The sequence below is a fragment of the Cytobacillus sp. QJM3NY_8 genome (assembly GCF_056173585.1).
Window position 1 is genome coordinate 4,460,564 of record NZ_CM149681.1, and the last position, 19,737, is coordinate 4,480,300.

The window sequence follows — 19,737 nt, forward strand, 5'->3', positions numbered from 1 at the left end:
AATAAACAAGTTTGAATGATCCAATTAATGATATCATTACAGAATAGATAAATAAGGGGAGAGTTATCATGCAACCACAAGCACAGACCAATTTTCCGCCTGCTTCCAACTCAAAGAACTGGAGGGTCTGGTGGCAGCTGACCAGGCCACATACTCTTACCGCTGCCTTTGTGCCGGTTCTGCTTGGAACAGCTCTTGCTATGGAACTTACTGAAATAAATTTTGGCCTGTTTTTTGCTATGCTGGCAGCAAGCTTGCTGATTCAGGCTGCCACTAATATGTTTAACGAATACTACGACTTCAAAAGAGGGCTTGATACGGAAGACTCTGTCGGAATTGGCGGGGCTATTGTACGGGAAGGAATCAAACCAAAAACGGTTCTGAACCTTGCTTTTGGCCTGTATGGGATTTCGATATTGCTTGGATTCTATATTTGCATGAACACAAGCTGGTGGATTGCAGCAATTGGACTGGCCTCCATGGCAGTAGGATATTTATATACAGGCGGTCCGCTTCCGATAGCGTACACACCATTTGGTGAATTATTTGCAGGTTTTTTCATGGGCATGCTGATCATCCTAATTTCTTTTTACATTCAGGCAGGAACCGTAACTGCAACAAGTGTTTTAGTTTCCTTCCCTATTTTGATTCTTGTTGGCGCCATTCTGCTGGCCAATAATATCAGAGACCTGGACGGCGACAAGGAATTCGGCCGCAAAACATTGGCAATTCTTTTAGGGAAAAAAGGAGCAATTAAGCTGCTTGCCGCAATGTTCATCGTTTCGTATGCATGGGTTTTCATATTGATTGCCATGAACATCATAACACCATGGCTTGCAATTGTTGTTCTAAGTGCGCCCAAGGCCATTAAAGCAACGAAAGGCTTCATCGGAAAAACACTGCCTATGCAAATGATGCCTGCGATGAAAGCCACTGCCCAGACAAATACAATCTTTGGCTTTCTTTTATCAGTAGGCTTGTTTATCGGATATCTTTTATAATTAAATGGAACCTCTGCTTTTATAGCAGGGGTTTTTTGTTTGGAAAAAAACAGCAGAAAGCACCCTCTTGGTTTCATCCCATTTTTAACGGGTATTTTTTATTTAAGGAAGATGCTTGACCCTAAAATTTTTTCTTCCGTTATGATTTTGCCAACTACGTCCATACTAAACCCATATGGACTAAGATTTTTAATACTCAGCAGAGCAAGAGCGGCAAAGCTCGGCTTTATTTTGGGCTTGACTCTGGCATGAGCAGGCCTTGTATAATATTTATCAAATCCAAGGATGTGACATAATATGTTGACCAATGAACAAATCAGCCATTTAAAAAAAGAATTGAATGATGAAAAAAAATCACTGGAATCCCAGCTTCAAGGCAATAAAGAAGGAAGTCTGGAAGGTGCGAGTGCCAGAGACACAGTAGGAGAGCTATCCCTTTATGACAACCATCCAGCCGATATGGGTTCTGAACTTTATGAGCGTGAAAAGGATTTTGCTTTAGAAGAACATCATGACTCTGAACTGAATAAAGTAAATGCAGCACTGCAGGCAATTGAAGATGGTTCATACGGCAAATGCAAAGAGTGCGGTTCCGAAATTCCATATGATCGGCTTGAAGTGATTCCAGCAACCCTTTACTGCAAGGAACATAGTCCAGAGCAAAACGTGCCCGGGGACCGTCCTGTTGAAGAAGATGTGCTTGAACCTGCACACGGGAATACCTTTCAGCATCATCAATTTAGAGAAGTTGTGGATAACGAAGACAGCTTCCAGGAAGTTGCCCGTTTTGGCACTTCTGAGACACCCTCTGACTTAAGAGGCGACTATGAAGATTATAATTCTCTTTATAATGAAGGGCATGATGATGAAGGGTTTACAGAAGATTATGAGACGTTTATCGGAAATGACCTTGAAGGCAAGGGGAGAAAAGTGTATCCTTCCAAGAAACAGGAAGAGTATGAAGCGATGCTGGATGAAAATGATATCGAAGCACCTTTCGGTGATGTGCCGTATCATCAGACTGACGGCTATGTGGATGAAGATAAGGATTAAAGTAAAAGCGATGCAGATGCATCGCTTTTTTATGTCAAATGGCAAAATAAGATACCCTTATATATATTTATAATTTGGATTCGATATCCTGGATAATCTCATCAATCGTATCAGAAACATCGTTTGTGCGGCGGGCAATGGAGATGCTGAATTCCAGCAGTTCTTTATAATTTTTCACCGGAATAGAATCATTTGATTTCTCGAATTCATTTAGTTGCAGTCCAATATTTTGAAGATGCAGCAAAACTTCTTCCATTGATCCTTTCTCGATTTGGTACATTTAACAGCTACCCCCTTTATATCTAATGATTTCATTATCAGGGTTTTTAAACCTTTTTTGTAGTGGGAATTTTTGTTAATATTTGCACTTTACGGAGTAAAACCGCTTTTCATAGGCAATATTATCTTAAGAATATATCGCTGGGAGGATCACAATGTCTGGACAAATAAAAGCTGCATGCTTTTCAGAATATGACAAACTTGAACAAGTGGTGTTATGTGAACCGAAGTACATGACGATTGTAGATACAATTAATGAAACACAAAAGCATTATGAAAAAGAAGGAATTAATATAGATACAGCCATGAAACAGCACAGACATTTTGTCAGTGCATTAAAGGATCAGGGAATCAATGTGGTTTTGCTGCCCTCGCTTGAAAAATATCCTGAACAGGTTTTTACCCGTGATATCGGATTTACACTTGGAGAAAAGGTATATGTTGCAGAAATGGCGGCAGACATTCGGCAAGGAGAAGAAAATGTTCTGAAGCAATGGCTGGAAGTAAACCAGGTTCCTTTTTACAATCTTACGGGAGACCGCATAGAGGGAGGAGACGTCCTGATCGATGGCCAAACGATATTTGCAGGAGTGAGCAGCCGTACCCACGAAGAAGCGATCGAGCATCTTCGCAGCCTTATGCCCGATTATGATGTTGTATCCATCCCTTTCACTGATACATATCTGCATCTTGATTGTGTATTCAATATTATTTCACCGGAGGAAGCTCTTATCTTTCCGGGAGAGATCCATGGGGAAAAAGTCAAAATGCTGGAATCACGCTATGATTTAATAAAAGTATCGGAAGAGGAGCAATTCACGCTCGGAACCAACGTCCTCTCTATCGGCAATAAAAAAATCTTCAGTCTACCGATTAATAAGAATGTCAATAAAGAGCTCAGGTCCAGGGGCTATGAAGTCATTGAGGTAGACATTACTGAAATCATTAAATCCGGAGGTGCCTTCCGCTGCTGCACGATGCCTGTTAGGCGCAGTAAAGGGTAGATCTCCTGCCTCAATGAAACGGAATAATGATTATAGACTCTCTTGGAAACCGCCTTTTTTGTGATTAACCGCTGTTTTCTCTTAGGCATGTTTGGGAGTTAATCCTCGTGATTAACTCCCAGTTTCTCTTGAGCACCTTCATTTTGGGCGTAATTCCCCCTGATTAACTCCCATTTTCTCTTGACCACCTTCATTTTGGGCGTTATTCACATTGATTAACTCCCATTTTCTCTTGAGCATTTTCATTTTGGGCATTATTCATACTGATTAACTCCCATTTTCTCTTGACCACCTTCATTTTGGGCGTTATTACATTGATTAACTCCCATTTTCTCTTGAGCCTCCTCATTTTGGGCTTTATTGCCACTGATTAACTCCCATTTTCTCTTGAGCACTTTCATTTTGGGCTATTCCCCCTGATTAACTCCCATTTTCTCTTGACCACCTTCATTCTGGGGGTAATTCCCACTAATCAACAAAAAACAGCCTCTTCTCACCGGAAAGGCTGTTCTCCTTTTTACTTATTCATCATTTCAACGCCAGCGGGCTTGATTTTCCAGATATCCCGTGCATATTCGCTGATTGTGCGGTCGCTGGAAAAGTATCCTGAACCGGCAATGTTCATTAAGCTCATTTTAAGCCAATGTTCCCGACCCTCATATGCTTTCCCGGCTTCTTTCTGGATATTGACATAGGAAGCAAAATCCCTCAACACAAAGTATTGGTCATTTTCCATCAGCAGTGAGTCAAAAATGGGCTCGAACTCATCATCGGCGTCCGGGAAAAATCCATTCACGAGCTGGTCGGCAACCTGGCGGATTCGTTTATCATGATGATAATACTCTCTGGAATTATATCCGCCATTCTGGTGATAACTGAGAACCTCATCTGCCGTTAAGCCAAAGATGAAAATATTGTCATCCCCTGCTTTTTCTTTTATCTCAATATTGGCTCCATCCAGCGTGCCCACTGTCAAAGCACCATTCATCATGAATTTCATATTGCCTGTACCGGAAGCTTCCTTGCTTGCCGTTGAAATTTGCTCGCTGATATCCGCAGCCGGAAAAATTTCCTCCGCCAGCGAAACCCGGTAATTTTCCATGAAGATAACCTTTAGAATATCTCTTGTCTGCGGGTCATTGTTCACCTTTACAGCAACGGTATTAATTAATTTAATGATTTTCTTTGCATAGTAATAGCCCGGCGAAGCTTTTGCCCCGAAAATAAATGTCCGCGGGTGCATGCGGAAATTGGAGTCTTCCTTCAGCCTATTATATAAATGCATAACATGAAGAATATTTAACAGCTGGCGCTTATAAGCATGCAGACGCTTAACCTGAATGTCAAAAATGGAAGACGTATCAACCACAATGCCCTGCTGCTCCTGGATGCGCTTCGCCAATCTTTCCTTGTTCAATTGCTTAACCTGATGCAGCTGATCAAGGAAAACTCTATCATTCTTAAAATCTGCCAGTTCGTGAAGCTTTTCCGGTTCCCGAATCCAGCCAGCCCCAATGCCCTCATTAATAAGATCGGACAAAAGCGGATTGGCTTTCAGGAGCCATCTTCTATGTGTGATCCCATTAGTTTTATTATTAAATTTCTCAGGAAAAATGTCATAAAACTGATTCATTTCCCGCTTCTTTAAGATTTCTGTATGAAGTGCAGCTACACCATTTACGCTGGAGCTGCCGACAAGGGCAAGGTGTGCCATCTTAACCTGGTCATGTGCGATGATCGCCATATCCTCAATCCGCTTCCAGTCACCCGGGTATCTGTTCCAAAGTTCGCTGCAAAAGCGCTCATTAATTTCATTCACTATCATGTAAATCCGCGGAAGCAAAGGCTGGAAAATACGGATAGGCCATTTCTCCAAAGCCTCTGAAAGAGTAGTATGATTCGTATAGGCAATCGTCCGGACAGTAATGTCCCAGGCTTCCTCCCAGCCCATTCCCTCTTCATCCAGCAGGATTCTCATAAGTTCAGGAATGGCAAGGACCGGATGTGTATCATTAATATGAATGCTCACAAAATCATGGAAATCTCTTAAACTATTATGCTGCTTTCGATAGGAACGCACAATGGAACGGATACTGGCCGAAACAAGAAAGTATTGCTGCTTCAGCCTTAAAATCTTCCCTTCATCATGGGTATCATCAGGATAAAGAAACTCCGAAACAGATTCGGTTTCCCGTTTATATTTTAAAATATCATGATTTACAGGATAAGGAGAGGGTTCAGCATTCCAAAGCCTGAGAGTGTTAATTGTATCTGTTTTATATCCAGCGACAGGCATATCGTAAGGAACAGCCGAAATTGTCTCAGCATTCACATGGCGGAAAACAAGCCTGCCGTTGTCCTCTGCGGTTTCGACTTTGCCCCAAAAAGGAACTTCAATCGCCAGGTCTGCTTTTCTTACTTCCCAGACATGACCGTTCCGCAGCCACTGCTCCGGAAGCTCCACCTGATAGCCATCCACAATTTTCTGCTCAAATAGTCCATGCTTATAGCGAATTCCGCAGCCATGGCCGGGAAGATTCAAGGATGCAAGTGAATCCATAAAGCAAGCTGCCAGACGTCCCAGCCCGCCGTTTCCAAGCCCTGCATCTGCCTCGATTTCTTCAAGACGGTTCAAGTCAATTCCCAGATCTGCGAGGCCCTCTTTAACAACCTGCTCAATTCCCAGATTGATCAGATTATGATGAAGCAGGCGTCCCAATAAAAACTCGATGGATAAGTAATACACCTGCTTTTCACGGTCGATGCGGTACCGCTCATTTGTATTAATCCACTCTGTGCTCACATGTTCCCTGATCATATTTCCGAGTGTGAAGTAATGATCTCTTTCTGTGCTTTCACCAAAGCTTTTACCGCATGTCATCTCCAGTTTCTTCAGGAATTCCTCTTTGAACTCATCGCGATCAGAAAACATGGCTTTCACTCCTTGAAACAAGGCCTGCATATAGCTGATTGTATTTGAAAGCGGATTGCGCCCAGCTATTATCCATTCCCATTGCATTTTTCATAATTTGCTCCCATATTTTGCTGTCACCGAAAAAGCTTACTGCTCTTCTAATAGTGTACAGCATATCATGGGCATTAAAATGGCTGAAGGAAAAACCGTTGCCTTCTCCTGTGTATTCATTATAAGAATGAACAGTATCATTTAATCCGCCTGTTTCCCTGACGATGGGAATGGATCCATACCTCATGGCAATCATCTGTCCTAAACCGCATGGCTCAAATTGTGAAGGCATTAAGAATAAATCGGACCCTGCATAGAATTCATGTGCAAGCCCCTCATCAAACCCAATAAATGCTTTGCACTTATCGGGGTACCCCGCTTCCATCTCCCTGAAAAATTGCTCAAACTCAGGATCCCCAGTTCCTAAAACTAGAACTTGTATATCATCCTGCATTAGCTCATGGAACACACATTTAACAAGGTCCAGGCCCTTTTGTTTTGTCAGTCTCGTAACCATGGCTATCAGAGGAACCTCTTCCTTTACCGGCAGGCTGAATTTTTTCTGAAGATGCATCTTATTCTCTTTTTTAATCTGAAGCTTTTCAAAGGCATAATTTTCTTTTATAAATGGATCCTTCTCAGGATTATAAAACTCATCATCAATCCCATTTAGGATTCCTTCCAAATCATAAGCTCTGCGCTTCAGCAAATCATGCAGTTTCTCTCCGTAATATTTCGTTTGAATTTCATCTTTATAAGTAGGGCTGACTGTTGTAATTTTATCAGCAGCGACAAGTCCGCCCTTCATAAAATTGATATTTCCGAAGAATTCAAGCTTATCTGGATGAAAATGGCTATAGTCAAGCCCTAATAAATCTCCTAAAGCACTCCCCGGCATGATTCCCTGAAACTGAAGATTATGAATGGTGAAGACTGTCCGAATGAACTCATACCCCTTTTTCGCACGATACTCAACCCTCAGCAGAAAAGGAATCATCCCAGTATGCCAATCATGGCTGTGAATAACATCCGGATAGAAATCAATATGCTGAAGAGCATCCAAAACGGCCCGGTTAAAATAGGCAAACCTCTCTCCATCATCGTAATACCCGTATAATTTTTCACGGTTGAAGTAGTATTCATTATCAACAAAATAGAATACGATTCCCTGATGCTCAAGTTCTTCAATTCCGCAAAACTGGTTTCTCCATCCTACCTGAACTGTAAACTCGCACTTTTTAGACATTTTCTTTTTTAAATCATCTGATATGGAACCATACTTAGGAAGAATAACCCGTACGTCAGTCCCCTGCTTTGCAAGTTCTTTCGGGAGAGAACCGGCTACATCAGCAAGACCTCCGGATTTAACGAATGGAACACATTCAGAAACAGCAAACAATACTTTCACGAGTTCATCAGCGCTCCTTGTACGGTACCTTTGCGAATAACAAGAGGCATTTCATGTCTTCCCTCAATCCTGGCACCGGATTCTACCTTAACATCTTTATCTAAAATAACGGAGTCTAAAACACAGTTTTCTCCAATTTGGGTTTTTTGCATAATTATGCAGTTTTTCACGACTGAGCCCTTGCCAATTTTTACCCCGCGGGAGATAATGCTGTTCTCAACTGTCCCTTCAATCATGCATCCATTCGCAATCATCGAATTCTTTGCGCTTGCACCTTTCATATAACGGGTTGGCGGTTCATCTTTTACTTTTGTATAAATTGGCTGGCTGCGCAGGAAAATATTTTTCCATGCCTCCGGTTCCAATAGGCCCATGCTGGCAGCAAAGTAATTTTCAATGGAATCAATCATGACGGCCAAACCGGCATATTCATAATTGCATATCGTATAGGAATGATGGATGTCTGTAACGACATCACTCATGCATGTGTATCCAGTTTCGTTTCTATTTTCTATTAAGCTAACGAGCAGCGAAGTTTTTACAAGGTACATTTCAAGGGAGCGCCCATCCTGCCGAACAACTGTAATATCACACCCCGTCATAATATGTCTATCTAGAACAGGCCTGAAATCCATATTAAAAACGGTAAAACAGTTTGAGATCAATGCATATTCCTGTTTGCTGCGATAAAAATAATCCAAATTAGCAGCAAAGTGATTGAAAGATCCAATTCCTTTACTTGGACTATCCAGCAAAGGAGATGGGAAAAAGAATAGCCCATCCCTTTTTCTGTTTAGGTCCCAGTTTTTTCCCGAACCAAGATGATCCATTAAAGAGCGATATTGATACTTTGGAAATATGGCAACACTTTCAATATCCGAGTTGACCATATTGGAGAGAACAAAATCGATTAGCCTATAGCGGCCTGCAAACGGAACAGCTGCGAGCGACCTGTGTACTGTCAATTCCTCTAAATCTTCATGGTAGGTTGTTGCGTCTATCACACCAAGCATTCTCTTCTTCATGACATTCCCTCCCGTTTTATTGGCCAGGGGCCGTTTTGGCATCCAGGCTGTGAATTAAGAACAAATTCCCTGTATCATTTCCGGTGTTATCAGAATAATTTCATCATCTTCTTCGGAAGCACTAATCACAACGCCATCAGGTATGTTCAGTCCGCTTGGCACTATCGCCTTTTCAATATAGACATTTTCACCAATTACAGCATCAGGCATGATGACCGATTCACGGATCACAGTATTCTTCCCAACCAGCACCCCTTGAAAAAGCACTGACTTTTCAACTTCCCCTTCAATTGTACAGCCTTCATTTATCAAAGACTCTGCAACCTCAGCTTGAGTTGAAATATACTGTGGAGGATGATTCGGATTCACCGAATAGATCCGCCAATCATGATCAAAAAGATTCAGCTCGCATTCATCATCCAATAAATCCATATTTGCCTCCCACAGGCTCTTGACTGTACCGACATCCTTCCAATAGCCATTGAACGGGTATGCGAACAGCTTTTTATTTTCGTCAAGCATTAATGGAATGATGTCCTTTCCAAAGTCATGAGTGGACTCCGGATTGCGGTCATCCATTTCCAGATATTCTTTTAAAACAGACCAATTAAAAATATATATTCCCATGGAGGCCAGATTATTTTTTGGATATGCTGGTTTTTCCTCAAATTCTGCGACCCGCATCTCCTCATCCGTATTCATGATTCCGAACCTGCTTGCCTCCGGCCAAGGTACTTCAATTACAGAAATAGTCGCATCCGCGCCTTTTTCAATATGATAATTCAGCATCAGCTCATAATTCATTTTATAAATATGATCACCGGATAAAATCAGGACATATTCCGGATCATATTGCTTTAGATAATTGAGGTTCTGATAAATAGCACTTGCTGTTCCCGTATACCACTTGACTTCCGATGATTCACTGTAAGGGGGCAGCACTGTCACACCGCCGTTCTTTCTATCAAGATCCCATGCGCTGCCTATGCCAATATACGAATTCAGAACCAGCGGCTGGTATTGGGTAAGAACACCGACTGTATCAATTCCGGAATTGGTGCAATTGCTCAATGTAAAATCAATAATCCGGTATTTCCCTCCAAATGGCACTGCAGGTTTCGCAAGACTTTTTGTTAGAGAACTAAGCCTGCTCCCTTTCCCTCCTGCTAATAACATTGCGACGCACTTTTTCTTTCCCATTTCCCTTCCTCTCCTTCCGATGTTTTACAGGGCGTAAGATTGAAATGCCAAATGGCGGAATAGACATTTCCAAACTGAACGGCTTGCCGTGAAACTCTTTTTCCTCAGTCTTAAGGACCCTCTTGTTGGTGCTATTTGATCCTCCAAAGCTATCACTATCACTGTTGAGTATTTCCCTATAAGACCCCGCCTTTGGAATTCCAATACGATAATTAGGGTAGAAAGCAGGTGTGAAATTGCAGACAATCACAAGAAAATCATCCACTTTTGAGCCTTTTCTGATAAAGGAAAAGATGGATTGGTCTGCATTATGACAATCAATCCATTCAAAGCCATCCTGAAGGTGATCAAGCTCAAAAAGAGCCTTTGAACGTTTATAAACCTTTATTAATTCTTTCACATAATCATTTGCCTTTTTATGCATCTCGTAATCAAGCAGATGCCAATCAAGCTGTTCTTTGTCTTTCCATTCGGAAAACTGCCCAAGTTCGCTCCCCATGAAAAGAAGCTTCTTGCCGGGGTGGGCAATCATGTAGCCAAGCAGGAGCCTGAATTGCGCAAATTTTTGCCAGTAATCTCCGGGCATTTTATCAAGCAGCGATTTCTTTCCATGGACAACTTCATCATGTGAAAAAGGCAATATGAAGTTTTCCGTAAAAGCATACAAAAGCGAAAAAGTCATCTTTCCATGAACATCAGATCGCCTCTCAGGTGCTGTTTCCATATATGTAAGAACGTCATTCATCCAGCCCATATTCCACTTGTAATGAAAACCCAGCCCTCCATAATGGACTGGTGCAGTCACTTGCGGCCAGTCTGTTGAATCCTCTGCCATCATGAGAAAGGAAGAATCATATTGCGAAACAACTTTATTTAAGTTTTGCAGAAAACGGGTGCCGAATGGATTTTCTGTCTTTCCATCCCGGTTAGGCCAATAGATAATATTAGCCACCGCATCAACCCGAAAGCCATCAATATGATATTTTTCCATCCAAAAAACAGCGTTGGAAATAAGAAAGCTTTGAACTTCATTTTTGCTCAGGTCAAAATTAGCTGTCCCCCATACTCGGTTCTCTCTGTCGCCTTCTGTTTCATACTCATACAAATACGATCCATCAAACTGGTAAAGGCCGTGGGCATCTTTGCAGAAGTGTCCCGGTACCCAGTCCAGAATGACCCCAACACCCTGCTGATGGCACTGATCAACAAAATACATAAAATCATGCGGGCTGCCGTAACGGCTTGTAACAGAGTAATAACCTGTTCCCTGATAGCCCCAGGAAGCGTCGAGCGGATGCTCAATTAGAGGAAGCAATTCTATATGCGTAAACCCATGCTCCACCACATAAGGAATGAGTTCATCTGCAAGCTCCCTGTATGTAAACAGACTTCCAGACTCTTTTTGCTTCCACGAACCCAGATGAACTTCATAAATGACTGCAGGCTCCGTATAAATAGGCTTCATTTCTTTTTTTTGCATCCATTTGCTGTCATTCCACTGATATCCGTCAAGCGAATATACTATAGATGCTGTATTGGGCCTTACTTCTGAAAAAAAGCTATAAGGATCAGCCTTTAATACCACTTCCCCTTTCTTTGTTTCAATTTCATACTTATACAAGGCACCTTCCATGTTTCCATCCAGCTGAATAAACCAGACACCTTCATTATTCACTCTATGTAAGGTATAGCCTTCTCCATTCCAATCATTAAAATCACCGACTAATCTGATAATTTCAGCGTTCGGTGCCCATACGCAAAAACGGGTAATCACTTCTCCGCCATTTGAAACTACATGTGCACCAAATAACTGGTGACTCTCATAATATGTCCCTTCATGGAACAAATGCAGCTGGTAATCGGTTGGAACCAAAGTATCCACTACCATCCTTCTCCCCACCCAGTGTCGTTTCTTTTGACTTTCCTGTTATATTCGTGAGACGTGAGAAAAATCCTTGTAAAAGTTTTTTTAATTTTATGACAACAACATTCAAATCCCGTTAAAAACCGATAGCATTCTGCCCAATCTAACAGTCTTCGACATAATCTCCGGTAAACTTAGACAAAATAAAACAAAGTATGCAAGCAAAAAATGAAAGGAGAATAATATTTTGAGCAATAAAGAAGAGGAATTTTTATTAAACGAGGCATCAAAAGATGAAATAAGAATTCCGATATTTGAAGCACCGGATGGAAAGATTATGGCCACCGGGGATATGTTTAGAGGCCCCTATACGGGAATATCTTCTGAAATCGATTTGAATAATCCAGGCAATAAATTAAGCAAGGCAGAAGAGAGGTTTGATTAAAAAACAGAGAAGCAACTAACCGAGGGCAGGCTGGAACAGAAAAGACAACAAAAAAGCTGCCAACAAATTGTTGACAGCTTTTTTGTATGACCCCTACGGGATTCGAACCCGTGTTACCGCCGTGAAAGGGCGGTGTCTTAACCGCTTGACCAAGGGGCCAATATGGCGGAGAAGGAGGGATTTGAACCCTCGCGCCGGTTACCCGACCTACACCCTTAGCAGGGGCGCCTCTTCAGCCACTTGAGTACTTCCCCATATATGGCTCCGCAGGTAGGATTCGAACCTACGACCGTTCGGTTAACAGCCGAATGCTCTACCACTGAGCTACTGCGGAACAATAATATAAAATGGTGGGCCTAAATGGACTCGAACCATCGACCTCACGCTTATCAGGCGTGCGCTCTAACCAGCTGAGCTATAGGCCCATTTTGGAGCGGGTGAAGGGAATCGAACCCTCATCATCAGCTTGGAAGGCTGAGGTTTTACCACTAAACTACACCCGCATAAGGTTCTAAAATGGTGGCTCAGGACGGAATCGAACCGCCGACACAAGGATTTTCAGTCCTTTGCTCTACCGACTGAGCTACTGAGCCACATATTATTTATTTTTTGTAAAAATGGCGGTCCGGACGGGACTCGAACCCGCGACCTCCTGCGTGACAGGCAGGCATTCTAACCAACTGAACTACCGGACCAGATTGCGGGGGCAGGATTTGAACCTGCGACCTTCGGGTTATGAGCCCGACGAGCTACCGGACTGCTCCACCCCGCGATAATATTATTAAATATATGGAGGAGGAAAGGGGATTCGAACCCCTGCGCGGTTTGACCCGCCTGTCGGTTTTCAAGACCGATCCCTTCAGCCGGACTTGGGTATTCCTCCGTATAAATGAAAATGGTGGACCTTGTAGGACTCGAACCTACGACCGGACGGTTATGAGCCGTCTGCTCTAACCAGCTGAGCTAAAGGTCCAGCATCGATGAATTAAATGGTAGCGGCGGAGGGGATCGAACCCCCGACCTCACGGGTATGAACCGTACGCTCTAGCCAGCTGAGCTACACCGCCGAAGTGTTAAAATATTTATGGTGGAGCCTAGCGGGATCGAACCGCTGACCTCCTGCGTGCAAAGCAGGCGCTCTCCCAGCTGAGCTAAGGCCCCAATAATAAATGGTCGGGAAGACAGGATTCGAACCTGCGACCCCTTGGTCCCAAACCAAGTGCTCTACCAAGCTGAGCTACTCCCCGTATATAATGGCGCGCCCGAGAGGAGTCGAACCCCTAACCTTTTGATCCGTAGTCAAACGCTCTATCCAATTGAGCTACGGGCGCAATGTTAAATTCTACTGGTGCCGAGGACCGGAATCGAACCGGTACGGTAGTCACCTACCGCAGGATTTTAAGTCCTGTGCGTCTGCCAGTTCCGCCACCCCGGCAATAAATGGAGCGGAAGACGGGATTCGAACCCGCGACCCCCACCTTGGCAAGGTGATGTTCTACCACTGAACTACTTCCGCATAAAGAATGGTGCGGGTGAAGGGAGTCGAACCCCCACGCCTTGCGGCGCCAGATCCTAAGTCTGGTGCGTCTGCCAATTCCGCCACACCCGCAATATGAAATTAAAATGGTGAGCCATGAAGGACTCGAACCTTCGACCCTCTGATTAAAAGTCAGATGCTCTACCGACTGAGCTAATGGCTCATAATTTTATGAGACTACCTAAAGCCTGTTATGTGCAGTCAGATGTTCCAAAGCTAAACGCTTTGTCACAGATTGCTATTCGGATGTAGAAATTCACTGATGCTGCAATCTGCTCTACCGACTGAGCTAATGGCTCGTTGAAATGGTGCCGGCGAGAGGACTTGAACCCCCAACCTACTGATTACAAGTCAGTTGCTCTACCAATTGAGCTACACCGGCAGCTTGTACATTTAAATTAATGGTGGAGGATGACGGGATCGAACCGCCGACCCTCTGCTTGTAAGGCAGATGCTCTCCCAGCTGAGCTAATCCTCCATTATTAACGCCCGGCAACGTCCTACTCTCACAAGGGGACAGCCCCTAACTACCATCGGCGCTGAGAAGCTTAACTTCCGTGTTCGGTATGGGAACGGGTGTGACTTTCTCGCTATCGCCACCAGACTATTTTCCAAAGACAAGTTTTATTATACCGTCTTTTTAGGATTTTTCAAGAGAAAATTTCATATTTTTCATTCTCTCAAAACTAGATAATGCATGAAGAAGCATTTGCCGAGTATTCACCAATGACTTGTCTAGCTTCGGCTCCTAACTTCTCGGCCGTTTCGATCCGTCCCTCCAAATCCCAAAAACAGGATTTGAATGGCCGGCTCTCCAACGTCTCTCGAAGTTGAACAGTCGCCTCCACTTTTCGTTTTGGTTAAGTCCTCGATCGATTAGTATCAGTCAGCTCCACATGTCGCCACGCTTCCACCTCTGACCTATCAACCTGATCATCTTTCAGGGATCTTACTAGCTTGACGCTATGGGAAATCTCATCTCGAGGGGGGCTTCATGCTTAGATGCTTTCAGCACTTATCCCTTCCGCACATAGCTACCCAGCGATGCCTTTGGCAAGACAACTGGTACACCAGCGGTGCGTCCATCCCGGTCCTCTCGTACTAAGGACAGCTCCTCTCAAATTTCCTGCGCCCACGACGGATAGGGACCGAACTGTCTCACGACGTTCTGAACCCAGCTCGCGTACCGCTTTAATGGGCGAACAGCCCAACCCTTGGGACCGACTACAGCCCCAGGATGCGATGAGCCGACATCGAGGTGCCAAACCTCCCCGTCGATGTGGACTCTTGGGGGAGATAAGCCTGTTATCCCCGGGGTAGCTTTTATCCGTTGAGCGATGGCCCTTCCATGCGGAACCACCGGATCACTAAGCCCGACTTTCGTCCCTGCTCGACTTGTAGGTCTCGCAGTCAAGCTCCCTTGTGCCTTTACACTCTGCGAATGATTTCCAACCATTCTGAGGGAACCTTTGGGCGCCTCCGTTACTTTTTAGGAGGCGACCGCCCCAGTCAAACTGCCCACCTGACACTGTCTCCCGCCCCGATAAGGGGCGCGGGTTAGAATTTCAATACAGCCAGGGTAGTATCCCACCGACGCCTCCACCGAAGCTGGCGCTCCGGCTTCTCAGGCTCCTACCTATCCTGTACAAGCTGTACCAAAATTCAATATCAGGCTACAGTAAAGCTCCACGGGGTCTTTCCGTCCTGTCGCGGGTAACCTGCATCTTCACAGGTACTATAATTTCACCGAGTCTCTCGTTGAGACAGTGCCCAGATCGTTACGCCTTTCGTGCGGGTCGGAACTTACCCGACAAGGAATTTCGCTACCTTAGGACCGTTATAGTTACGGCCGCCGTTTACTGGGGCTTCGATTCAAAGCTTCGCTTGCGCTAACCTCTCCTCTTAACCTTCCAGCACCGGGCAGGCGTCAGCCCCTATACTTCGCCTTGCGGCTTCGCAGAGACCTGTGTTTTTGCTAAACAGTCGCCTGGGCCTATTCACTGCGGCTCATCAGGGCTATTCACCCTAATGAGCACCCCTTCTCCCGAAGTTACGGGGTCATTTTGCCGAGTTCCTTAACGAGAGTTCTCTCGCTCACCTTAGGATTCTCTCCTCGCCTACCTGTGTCGGTTTGCGGTACGGGCACCTTTTCCCTCGCTAGAGGCTTTTCTTGGCAGTGTGGAATCAGGAACTTCGGTACTAAATTTCCCTCGCCGTCACAGCTCAGCCTATGTGGTAACGGGATTTGCCTCGTTACCGGCCTAACTGCTTGGACACGCTAATCCAGCAGCGTGCTTACCCTATCCTCCTGCGTCCCCCCATTGCTCAAACGGTAAAGAGGTGGTACAGGAATATCAACCTGTTGTCCATCGCCTACGCTTTTCAGCCTCGGCTTAGGTCCCGACTAACCCTGAGCGGACGAGCCTTCCTCAGGAAACCTTAGGCATTCGGTGGATGGGATTCTCACCCATCTTTCGCTACTCATACCGGCATTCTCACTTCTAAGCGCTCCACGGGTCCTTGCGATCCCGCTTCAACGCCCTTAGAACGCTCTCCTACCACTGACATCGTAAGATGTCAATCCACAGCTTCGGTGATACGTTTAGCCCCGGTACATTTTCGGCGCGGAGTCACTCGACCAGTGAGCTATTACGCACTCTTTAAATGGTGGCTGCTTCTAAGCCAACATCCTGGTTGTCTAAGCAACTCCACATCCTTTTCCACTTAACGTATACTTTGGGACCTTAGCTGGTGGTCTGGGCTGTTTCCCTCTTGACTACGGATCTTATCACTCGCAGTCTGACTCCCATGGATAAGTCTTTGGCATTCGGAGTTTGTCTGAATTCGGTAACCCGATGGGGGCCCCTAGTCCAAACAGTGCTCTACCTCCAAGACTCTTACTACATGAGGCTAGCCCTAAAGCTATTTCGGAGAGAACCAGCTATCTCCAAGTTCGATTGGAATTTCTCCGCTACCCACACCTCATCCCCGCACTTTTCAACGTGCGTGGGTTCGGGCCTCCATCCAGTGTTACCTGGACTTCACCCTGGACATGGGTAGATCACCTGGTTTCGGGTCTACGACCACATACTCATTCGCCCTATTCAGACTCGCTTTCGCTGCGGCTCCGTCTCATCAACTTAACCTCGCATGTAATCGTAACTCGCCGGTTCATTCTACAAAAGGCACGCTATCACCCATTAACGGGCTCTAACTACTTGTAGGCACACGGTTTCAGGATCTCTTTCACTCCCCTTCCGGGGTGCTTTTCACCTTTCCCTCACGGTACTGGTTCACTATCGGTCACTAGGGAGTATTTAGCCTTGGGAGATGGTCCTCCCTGCTTCCGACGGGATTTCTCGTGTCCCGCCGTACTCAGGATCCACTCTGGAGGGAACGAAGTTTCAACTACAGGGCTTTTACCTTCTCTGGCCGGCCTTTCCAGACCTGTTCATTTACCTCGTTCCTTTGTAACTCCGTGTAGAGTGTCCTACAACCCCAAGAGGCAAGCCTCTTGGTTTGGGCTAATCCCGTTTCGCTCGCCGCTACTTAGGGAATCGCGTTTGCTTTCTCTTCCTCCGGGTACTTAGATGTTTCAGTTCCCCGGGTCTGCCTTCTATACCCTATGTATTCAGGTAAAGATCCTATCCCATTACGGATAGGGGGTTTCCCCATTCGGAAATCTCCGGATCAAAGCTTACTTACAGCTCCCCGAAGCATATCGGTGTTAGTACCGTCCTTCATCGGCTCCTAGTGCCAAGGCATTCACCGTGCGCCCTTTCTAACTTAACCTACTTCGGCCGCTGATCGACTGCGGATCTCTGCGTCAGCTCTCTCGCTCCGCTCCTCACGTACTGAAGTACGCTCCGGTGCTCACTCGGTCGCTTCCTTGATCTCCTTGCCGCTCATCGTCCTCATGGTTTGTGCTCTTACTTATTTTCAAAATAAGAGAAAAAAACTAAGATGGCGATTACTCGGTTATTGCTTCTTCATTAACATTATCTAGTTTTCAAAGAACGAATCTTTCATTGAGAGATTGAACTCTCAAAACTGAACGAACAAAACACGTCACGTTTCATGTAAATATCCTTAGAAAGGAGGTGATCCAGCCGCACCTTCCGATACGGCTACCTTGTTACGACTTCACCCCAATCATCTGTCCCACCTTAGGCGGCTGGCTCCAAAAGGTTACCCCACCGACTTCGGGTGTTACAAACTCTCGTGGTGTGACGGGCGGTGTGTACAAGGCCCGGGAACGTATTCACCGCGGCATGCTGATCCGCGATTACTAGCGATTCCGGCTTCATGCAGGCGAGTTGCAGCCTGCAATCCGAACTGAGAATGGTTTTATGGGATTCGCTTAACCTCGCGGTCTCGCAGCCCTTTGTACCATCCATTGTAGCACGTGTGTAGCCCAGGTCATAAGGGGCATGATGATTTGACGTCATCCCCACCTTCCTCCGGTTTGTCACCGGCAGTCACCTTAGAGTGCCCAACTGAATGCTGGCAACTAAGATCAAGGGTTGCGCTCGTTGCGGGACTTAACCCAACATCTCACGACACGAGCTGACGACAACCATGCACCACCTGTCATCCTGTCCCCCGAAGGGGAACGCCCTATCTCTAGGGTTGTCAGGAGATGTCAAGACCTGGTAAGGTTCTTCGCGTTGCTTCGAATTAAACCACATGCTCCACCGCTTGTGCGGGCCCCCGTCAATTCCTTTGAGTTTCAGCCTTGCGGCCGTACTCCCCAGGCGGAGTGCTTAATGCGTTTGCTGCAGCACTAAAGGGCGGAAACCCTCTAACACTTAGCACTCATCGTTTACGGCGTGGACTACCAGGGTATCTAATCCTGTTTGCTCCCCACGCTTTCGCGCCTCAGCGTCAGTTACAGACCAAAGAGTCGCCTTCGCCACTGGTGTTCCTCCACATCTCTACGCATTTCACCGCTACACGTGGAATTCCACTCTTCTCTTCTGCACTCAAGTTCCCCAGTTTCCAATGACCCTCCCCGGTTGAGCCGGGGGCTTTCACATCAGACTTAAGGAACCGCCTGCGCGCGCTTTACGCCCAATAATTCCGGACAACGCTTGCCACCTACGTATTACCGCGGCTGCTGGCACGTAGTTAGCCGTGGCTTTCTGGTTAGGTACCGTCAAGGTACCGGCAGTTACTCCGGTACTTGTTCTTCCCTAACAACAGAGTTTTACGATCCGAAAACCTTCATCACTCACGCGGCGTTGCTCCGTCAGACTTTCGTCCATTGCGGAAGATTCCCTACTGCTGCCTCCCGTAGGAGTCTGGGCCGTGTCTCAGTCCCAGTGTGGCCGATCACCCTCTCAGGTCGGCTACGCATCGTTGCCTTGGTGAGCCGTTACCTCACCAACTAGCTAATGCGCCGCGGGCCCATCTGCAAGTGATAGCCGAAACCATCTTTCAGCTTTCCCTCATGTGAGGGAAAGAATTATCCGGTATTAGCCCCGGTTTCCCGGAGTTATCCCAGTCTTACAGGCAGGTTGCCCACGTGTTACTCACCCGTCCGCCGCTAACTTCAGGGAGCAAGCTCCCATCTGTCCGCTCGACTTGCATGTATTAGGCACGCCGCCAGCGTTCGTCCTGAGCCAGGATCAAACTCTCCATATAAGAGTTGATTAAGCTCATAAGTTGTCTTTTCAAAAAAGACTAAAGAATTAACGTTGACGTTTTTGTTCGTTCAGTTTTCAAAGATCAATTTCTCTTTGCTATATTTTACCTCGTCGCCCGGAAGCGACTTTATCAATATAACATGTTATCCATCAACAAGTCAACAGCTTTTTAAAATGTTTTTTCGCAGTTTAACTTGCCTTGTTGAGGACAAGAATTAATATACCACGACTTATTAAATGTTTGCAATATAATTTTTAAAAATGTTTATCTTTATATTTTCAGTGCATATTAATTATATATCTCTTCTCTA

12 protein-coding genes, 20 tRNA genes and 3 rRNA genes are annotated in these 19,737 nt (G+C 45.4%); 5 read left to right on the forward strand and 30 right to left on the reverse strand.

Features of this window, described 5'->3' with window-relative positions; genetic code table 11:
* The first annotated feature begins 68 nt into the window (after nt 1–68).
* From AC0VZ9_RS22805 to AC0VZ9_RS22815, 3 genes are read left to right on the forward strand one after another with little or no spacing between them, the layout of a single operon-like run.
* Nucleotides 69–1,001 (forward strand): 1,4-dihydroxy-2-naphthoate polyprenyltransferase, encoded by a 933-nt coding sequence (locus tag AC0VZ9_RS22805; RefSeq protein ID WP_009333413.1) that lies wholly within the window; start codon nt 69–71, stop codon nt 999–1,001.
* A 39-nt stretch (nt 1,002–1,040) separates the two neighbouring features.
* Nucleotides 1,041–1,253, forward strand: coding sequence for a hypothetical protein (locus tag AC0VZ9_RS22810; RefSeq protein ID WP_019382991.1), 213 nt, complete (start codon nt 1,041–1,043; stop codon nt 1,251–1,253).
* Between the two features lie 45 nt (nt 1,254–1,298).
* Nucleotides 1,299–2,054, forward strand: coding sequence for a TraR/DksA C4-type zinc finger protein (locus AC0VZ9_RS22815; protein WP_217028096.1), 756 nt, complete (start codon nt 1,299–1,301; stop codon nt 2,052–2,054).
* A gap of 67 nt (nt 2,055–2,121) precedes the next feature.
* Here the strand turns inward: AC0VZ9_RS22815 and AC0VZ9_RS22820 are convergent, their stop codons facing one another.
* On the reverse strand, nt 2,122–2,334 hold the full coding sequence (locus AC0VZ9_RS22820) for a hypothetical protein (protein WP_009333415.1): 213 nt from the start codon (nt 2,332–2,334) through the stop codon (nt 2,122–2,124).
* A 154-nt stretch (nt 2,335–2,488) separates the two neighbouring features.
* On the opposite strand from AC0VZ9_RS22820, the gene AC0VZ9_RS22825 reads away from it, so the two are divergent.
* Entirely contained in the window at nt 2,489–3,337 is an 849-nt protein-coding gene (locus AC0VZ9_RS22825) for a dimethylarginine dimethylaminohydrolase family protein (protein ID WP_019382990.1), read from the forward strand.
* Nucleotides 3,338–3,591: 254 nt separating this feature from the next.
* On the opposite strand, the gene AC0VZ9_RS22830 is transcribed toward AC0VZ9_RS22825, so the two are convergent.
* From AC0VZ9_RS22830 to glgB, 6 genes are all read right to left on the reverse strand, one after another.
* On the reverse strand, nt 3,592–3,738 hold the full coding sequence (locus AC0VZ9_RS22830; RefSeq protein WP_157380199.1) for a hypothetical protein: 147 nt from the start codon (nt 3,736–3,738) through the stop codon (nt 3,592–3,594).
* A 116-nt stretch (nt 3,739–3,854) separates the two neighbouring features.
* Nucleotides 3,855–6,269, reverse strand: coding sequence for a glycogen/starch/alpha-glucan phosphorylase (locus tag AC0VZ9_RS22835; protein ID WP_251266971.1), 2,415 nt, complete (start codon nt 6,267–6,269; stop codon nt 3,855–3,857).
* Entirely contained in the window at nt 6,259–7,710 is a 1,452-nt protein-coding gene (gene glgA / locus AC0VZ9_RS22840; protein ID WP_192907817.1) for a glycogen synthase GlgA, read from the reverse strand. Before glgA ends, AC0VZ9_RS22835 begins: the two co-directional genes overlap by 11 nt.
* Nucleotides 7,707–8,735, reverse strand: coding sequence for a GlgC family sugar phosphate nucleotidyltransferase (locus tag AC0VZ9_RS22845; protein ID WP_019382986.1), 1,029 nt, complete (start codon nt 8,733–8,735; stop codon nt 7,707–7,709). Before AC0VZ9_RS22845 ends, glgA begins: the two co-directional genes overlap by 4 nt.
* A 54-nt stretch (nt 8,736–8,789) precedes the next feature.
* Nucleotides 8,790–9,935, reverse strand: coding sequence for a glucose-1-phosphate adenylyltransferase (locus AC0VZ9_RS22850; protein WP_019382985.1), 1,146 nt, complete (start codon nt 9,933–9,935; stop codon nt 8,790–8,792).
* Nucleotides 9,877–11,823: a 1,4-alpha-glucan branching enzyme gene (gene glgB, locus AC0VZ9_RS22855; RefSeq protein WP_019382984.1), complete on the reverse strand. Its 1,947-nt coding sequence runs from the start codon at nt 11,821–11,823 to the stop codon at nt 9,877–9,879. Before glgB ends, AC0VZ9_RS22850 begins: the two co-directional genes overlap by 59 nt.
* 223 nt (nt 11,824–12,046) lie before the next feature.
* Between glgB and AC0VZ9_RS22860 the strand changes: the two genes are divergently transcribed.
* A complete protein-coding gene (locus tag AC0VZ9_RS22860; RefSeq protein ID WP_019382983.1) occupies nt 12,047–12,244 on the forward strand; it encodes a hypothetical protein in 198 nt (65 codons plus the stop codon).
* Between the two features lie 87 nt (nt 12,245–12,331).
* Here the strand turns inward: AC0VZ9_RS22860 and AC0VZ9_RS22865 are convergent.
* The 23 genes from AC0VZ9_RS22865 to AC0VZ9_RS22975 form a co-directional block, all read right to left on the reverse strand.
* Nucleotides 12,332–12,403: transfer RNA gene (locus AC0VZ9_RS22865), tRNA-Glu, on the reverse strand.
* 4 nt (nt 12,404–12,407) lie between these two features.
* Nucleotides 12,408–12,498 (reverse strand) — tRNA-Ser (locus tag AC0VZ9_RS22870).
* A 5-nt stretch (nt 12,499–12,503) separates the two neighbouring features.
* Nucleotides 12,504–12,578: transfer RNA gene (locus AC0VZ9_RS22875), tRNA-Asn, on the reverse strand.
* Nucleotides 12,579–12,592: 14 nt separating this feature from the next.
* Nucleotides 12,593–12,669 (reverse strand) — tRNA-Ile (locus AC0VZ9_RS22880).
* A gap of 4 nt (nt 12,670–12,673) precedes the next feature.
* Nucleotides 12,674–12,747 (reverse strand) — tRNA-Gly (locus tag AC0VZ9_RS22885).
* A 14-nt stretch (nt 12,748–12,761) separates the two neighbouring features.
* Nucleotides 12,762–12,837 (reverse strand) — tRNA-Phe (locus tag AC0VZ9_RS22890).
* Nucleotides 12,838–12,862: 25 nt separating this feature from the next.
* Nucleotides 12,863–12,939, reverse strand: a tRNA-Asp gene (locus AC0VZ9_RS22895).
* A 3-nt stretch (nt 12,940–12,942) separates the two neighbouring features.
* Nucleotides 12,943–13,016 (reverse strand) — tRNA-Met (locus tag AC0VZ9_RS22900).
* 18 nt (nt 13,017–13,034) lie between these two features.
* Nucleotides 13,035–13,127, reverse strand: a tRNA-Ser gene (locus tag AC0VZ9_RS22905).
* A gap of 13 nt (nt 13,128–13,140) precedes the next feature.
* Nucleotides 13,141–13,217: transfer RNA gene (locus AC0VZ9_RS22910), tRNA-Ile, on the reverse strand.
* A 17-nt stretch (nt 13,218–13,234) separates the two neighbouring features.
* Nucleotides 13,235–13,311: transfer RNA gene (locus AC0VZ9_RS22915), tRNA-Met, on the reverse strand.
* Nucleotides 13,312–13,329: 18 nt separating this feature from the next.
* Nucleotides 13,330–13,405 (reverse strand) — tRNA-Ala (locus tag AC0VZ9_RS22920).
* A gap of 9 nt (nt 13,406–13,414) precedes the next feature.
* Nucleotides 13,415–13,491 (reverse strand) — tRNA-Pro (locus AC0VZ9_RS22925).
* A 7-nt stretch (nt 13,492–13,498) separates the two neighbouring features.
* Nucleotides 13,499–13,575: transfer RNA gene (locus AC0VZ9_RS22930), tRNA-Arg, on the reverse strand.
* 15 nt (nt 13,576–13,590) lie between these two features.
* A tRNA-Leu gene (locus tag AC0VZ9_RS22935) sits at nt 13,591–13,679 on the reverse strand.
* Nucleotides 13,680–13,685: 6 nt separating this feature from the next.
* Nucleotides 13,686–13,760 (reverse strand) — tRNA-Gly (locus tag AC0VZ9_RS22940).
* 8 nt (nt 13,761–13,768) lie between these two features.
* Nucleotides 13,769–13,853 (reverse strand) — tRNA-Leu (locus tag AC0VZ9_RS22945).
* Between the two features lie 15 nt (nt 13,854–13,868).
* A tRNA-Lys gene (locus AC0VZ9_RS22950) sits at nt 13,869–13,944 on the reverse strand.
* Between the two features lie 143 nt (nt 13,945–14,087).
* Nucleotides 14,088–14,163: transfer RNA gene (locus AC0VZ9_RS22955), tRNA-Thr, on the reverse strand.
* A gap of 20 nt (nt 14,164–14,183) precedes the next feature.
* Nucleotides 14,184–14,259, reverse strand: a tRNA-Val gene (locus AC0VZ9_RS22960).
* 9 nt (nt 14,260–14,268) lie between these two features.
* A 5S ribosomal RNA gene (gene rrf, locus AC0VZ9_RS22965) occupies nt 14,269–14,385 on the reverse strand.
* Nucleotides 14,386–14,637: 252 nt separating this feature from the next.
* Nucleotides 14,638–17,573 (reverse strand): 23S ribosomal RNA (locus AC0VZ9_RS22970).
* A gap of 301 nt (nt 17,574–17,874) precedes the next feature.
* A 16S ribosomal RNA gene (locus AC0VZ9_RS22975) occupies nt 17,875–19,424 on the reverse strand.
* Together the 16S, 23S and 5S rRNA genes with 20 tRNA genes alongside form the textbook arrangement of a ribosomal RNA operon.
* Between the last annotated feature and the right edge of the window lie 313 nt (nt 19,425–19,737).